A 3,637-nucleotide genomic window follows, 5' to 3' on the forward strand; every position below is an offset into this window, starting at 1 on the left:
CGGCGGCGCGCCCCAACAACGGCGCGAGCCCGTCATGGGCCCTCACCACAACGAGCGCCGCCGCCGTCGTGCCGCCAGGCGAGGTGACGCTCTGGCGCAGCTCGGCCGGGCTCAGGGCCCGGTTCTGGCGCAAGAGCTCGCCCGCGCCCTCGACCGTCGCGCGGGCGAGCCGCGCGGCCGATTCGGGCGGCAGGCCCAGCGCCTCGCCGGCGCGGGCGAGGGATTCGACGAGCAGGAACACATAGGCCGGGCCCGAGCCCGAAATCGCGGTCACCGCGTCCATCAGGCGCTCGTCGGCGATCCATTGAAATTCGCCCGTCGCGCCGATCAGCGCCTCGACCGCGCTTTTGGCGCCCGCGCCGAGTTCGCCGCCGGCGACGAGCCCGGTCATGCCGCGGCCGACGGCGGCGGGCAGGTTCGGCATGGCGCGCACGATCGCGCCGGCCCCGGGCAGGCGCGCGGCGAGATCGGCGAGGCGCTTGCCGGCGAGAATCGAGAGCAGCAGGGTCGAGGGGCCGCAGAACGGCGCGAGCGCGCGGGCGTCGTCGAGCATCTGCGGCTTGATCGCGAGCGTCAGAACCTCGGGCGCGGCGACTCCCTCCTGCGGCGGGGCGGGGCGCAGGGCGAAGCCGGTCTTCGCCGCGAGCGCCTCGATCTCGGCCGTCGGATGCGGCTCGATCACGAGCAGGCGCGCGGGGTCGAGCCCGCCGGCGAGCCAGCCGCGCAGCATGGCCGCGCCCATCCTGCCCGCGCCGGCGAGGACCAGCGAGGCGGGAAAGGCGTCGCTCACGCTTCGCCCTTGGTTTCGAGCATGACGGTCTCGATCGCCTGCGGGGCGCTCTTGCCGGCCCAGACGACGAACTGGAACGCCTGATAATAGCGCTCGCAGGCGCGCACCGCGCTCGTCAGCACGGTCTGGCACTGCGGCCCGTTGAGGTCGGCGCCGCCCGACAGCACGATGGCGTGGCGGAACATCACGAGCCCCTCGCCGGGCCACAGGTCGAAATGGCCGAGCCAGAGCTGCTCGTTGACGAGCGAGATCAGCGCCGCGACCTCCGGCCGGCGCGCCGCCGGCGGCTTGAGGTCGAAGGCGCAGGCGACATGCAGCGCCTCGAGGTCCTCGAGCCAGGTGAAGGCGACGTTGTAGTCGGTCCAGCTTCCGGCGACCGTGATGGAGATCTCATCCTCCTCGTCGCGGTCGAAGGGCCACTCGTTGAGCGCGGCGAGCCTTTCGATGAGATCGACGGGATGCTCGGAGCGGACGGCTTCGAAGTGCAGGAGAGACATCAGGGGTCCTTCGGGCGCGGGCCCGTCACAAGCTTGCCGGACGGCGGCGGCTCGGCGAGAGCGCCGCCGATTCAAGCGTTTCGTCCGATCCATGAGTTTGAAGGAATCACAACGCCCCCCCCCAGCGCAACCGGCCGGGGGCGAGTTGTCCCCTGTCTTGCAAGCCTCGCGGAAGCCTCGCGAGAGGCCCGCGACAGCCCGAAGCCTAGCGGCCCGCGCCGGAAGCCCGCTCGGCCTCGAGCGCGTCGAGCCGCGCGCGCAGCTTCTCGTTTTCGTCGCGGGCCTTCGCGGCCATGTCCCTGACCGCCTCGAACTCCTCGCGCGTGACGATGTCCATGGCCGAAAGCAGGCGCTCGGCCTGGGCGCGCAAGGCGGTTTCGGCCTCGCGCCGCACGCCATGAACGACGTCGCCGGCGTCCGCCATCAGCCGCGACAGATCGTCGAAAACCCGGTTCTCCTTCACGCCGCTCTCTCCCAGCCATGACGCCCGCGCCGCGCCTTCTCGGGGCGCGACGCCTGACAGTCACATGGCCCGCGCGCGCGCGCCGCACAAGAGGCCGTCACACGCCGGCGCCGCAACGGCGTCGCGCCGCGCGCCCGGCTTGACGCCGCGGCCGGGCCGGGCCACACCGCTCGCGTCAAGCGGAGCCGCAATGCCTCTTCTCGTCGCCTATCCCGTGATCGACCCGGTGCTGATCGAGATCGGGCCGCTGCCGATCCGCTGGTACGCGCTCGCCTATATCGCGGGGCTCACGCTCGGCTGGGCCTATGCGCGCGCGCTCGTCGCGCGGCCCGCGCTGTGGGGGGCGGGGCCGCGTCCCGACGCCGAGACGATCGACGACCTGCTGCTCTACGCCGCGCTCGGCGTGATTCTCGGCGGCCGGCTCGGCTACGTGCTGTTTTACAATCTGGGCCATTACCTGTCCCATCCGCTCGACGCGCTCAAGGTGTGGGAAGGCGGCATGTCCTTCCATGGCGGGCTGTTCGGCGCGGCGCTCGCCGTCGTCCTTCTGGCGCGCCGCGGCGGCGTGCCGGCGCTGCGTCTCGCCGACGTCGCGGCGGCCGCCGCGCCGATCGGGCTGTTCCTCGGCCGGCTCGCCAATTTCATCAAGCCGGAGCTCTGGGGGCGGCCGACCGACGTCCCCTGGGCCATGGTCTTTCCAGGCGCGGGGCCGCTGCCGCGCCACCCGAGCCAGCTTTATGAGGCGACGCTTGAAGGCGTCGCGCTTTTCTGCGTTCTGTTTTTCGCGGTCAGGCTCGGCGCCTTGCGCCGGCCGGGGCTCGTGTCGGGGATTTTCGCCATCGGCTATGGCGTGGCGCGAATCATCTGCGAATTCTTCCGCGAGCCTGATCCGCAGCTCGGCTTTCTGTTTGGAGGCGCGACCATGGGAATGCTTCTCTCGCTGCCGCTCGTCGCGGTCGGGGTCGGCCTGTGCGCCGCGGCGCTGCGCAAGGCGCGCGCCGCGTGAGCCCGCTCGATAGCCTGCTGCGCGAAATGATCCTCGAAGACGGGCCGATCAGCCTCGACCGCTACATGAGCCTCGCGCTCGCCCATCCGGTCCATGGCTATTACCGCACGCGCGACCCCTTCGGGCCCGAGGGCGATTTCGTGACCGCGCCCGAGATCAGCCAGATCTTCGGCGAGCTCGTCGGCCTGTGGGCGGTCGAGGTCTGGCGCTCGATGGGCGCGCCGACCCCCGTGCTGCTCGTCGAGCTCGGCCCCGGGCGCGGCACGCTGATGGCCGACGCGCTGCGCGCCGCCCGCGCCGCGCCCGACTTTCGCGCGGCCGTCGAGGTCGAGCTCGTCGAGATCAGCGAGCCGCTGCGCGAGCGCCAGCGCGCGGCGCTCGCCGGCGCGGGCGTGAAGGTTTCGTGGCGCTCCCATGTCGAGGAGGTTCCGCCGGGCCCGGCCATCTTCGTCGCCAATGAATTCTTCGACGCGCTGCCCGTGCGCCATTACGTCTTCCAGGACGGCGGCTGGCGCGAGCGCCTCGTCGGCCTCGACGAGTCCGGGCGTTTCCGTTTCGGCCTCGCCGACGCGGTCGAGACGGCGATCGCGGCGAAGGGCGAGCCGGGCGACGTGCTCGAGGTCGGCGTGGCGGCGGCGCGTCTCATGACCCAGATCGGGGTGCGCCTCGCGACGCAGGGCGGCGCGCTGCTCGCCGTCGACTATGGCTATGAGGGGCCGGCGCGCGGCGAGACGCTGCAGGCCGTGCGCGACCATAAATTCGCCGATCCGCTCGAAGCCCCGGGCGAGGCCGACCTCACCGTCCATGTCGACTTCACGGCGCTGGCGCGCGCGGCGAAAGGGGCCGGCGCCGAGGTCCATGGCCCGACGACCCAGGGCGAG

Annotated in this window: 5 protein-coding genes; 2 read left to right on the plus strand and 3 right to left on the minus strand. The window is 72.4% G+C overall.

The window, feature by feature from the left end:
• From proC to ACILRB_RS15200, 3 genes are all read right to left on the minus strand, one after another.
• Window positions 1–742: pyrroline-5-carboxylate reductase (gene proC / locus ACILRB_RS15190; RefSeq protein WP_395667152.1), on the minus strand; the 742-nt coding region annotated here is incomplete at its 3' end.
• 44 nt (window positions 743–786) lie between these two features.
• A complete protein-coding gene (locus tag ACILRB_RS15195) occupies window positions 787–1,287 on the minus strand; it encodes a YbjN domain-containing protein (RefSeq protein WP_395667138.1) in 501 nt (166 codons plus the stop codon).
• A 205-nt stretch (window positions 1,288–1,492) separates the two neighbouring features.
• Entirely contained in the window at window positions 1,493–1,750 is a 258-nt protein-coding gene (locus ACILRB_RS15200; RefSeq protein ID WP_395667139.1) for an accessory factor UbiK family protein, read from the minus strand.
• 190 nt (window positions 1,751–1,940) lie between these two features.
• On the opposite strand from ACILRB_RS15200, the gene lgt reads away from it, so the two are divergent.
• Together lgt and ACILRB_RS15210 are read left to right on the plus strand one after the other, a co-directional pair.
• On the plus strand, window positions 1,941–2,756 hold the full coding sequence (lgt, locus tag ACILRB_RS15205; protein WP_395667140.1) for a prolipoprotein diacylglyceryl transferase: 816 nt from the start codon (window positions 1,941–1,943) through the stop codon (window positions 2,754–2,756).
• Window positions 2,753–3,637, plus strand: an 885-nt coding sequence (locus ACILRB_RS15210) for a class I SAM-dependent methyltransferase (protein WP_395667141.1), incomplete at its 3' end; no start/stop codon positions are given. The genes lgt and ACILRB_RS15210, both read left to right, overlap by 4 nt.

This window comes from Methylocella sp. (assembly GCF_044226135.1).
Lineage (GTDB): Bacteria > Pseudomonadota > Alphaproteobacteria > Rhizobiales > Beijerinckiaceae > Methylocapsa.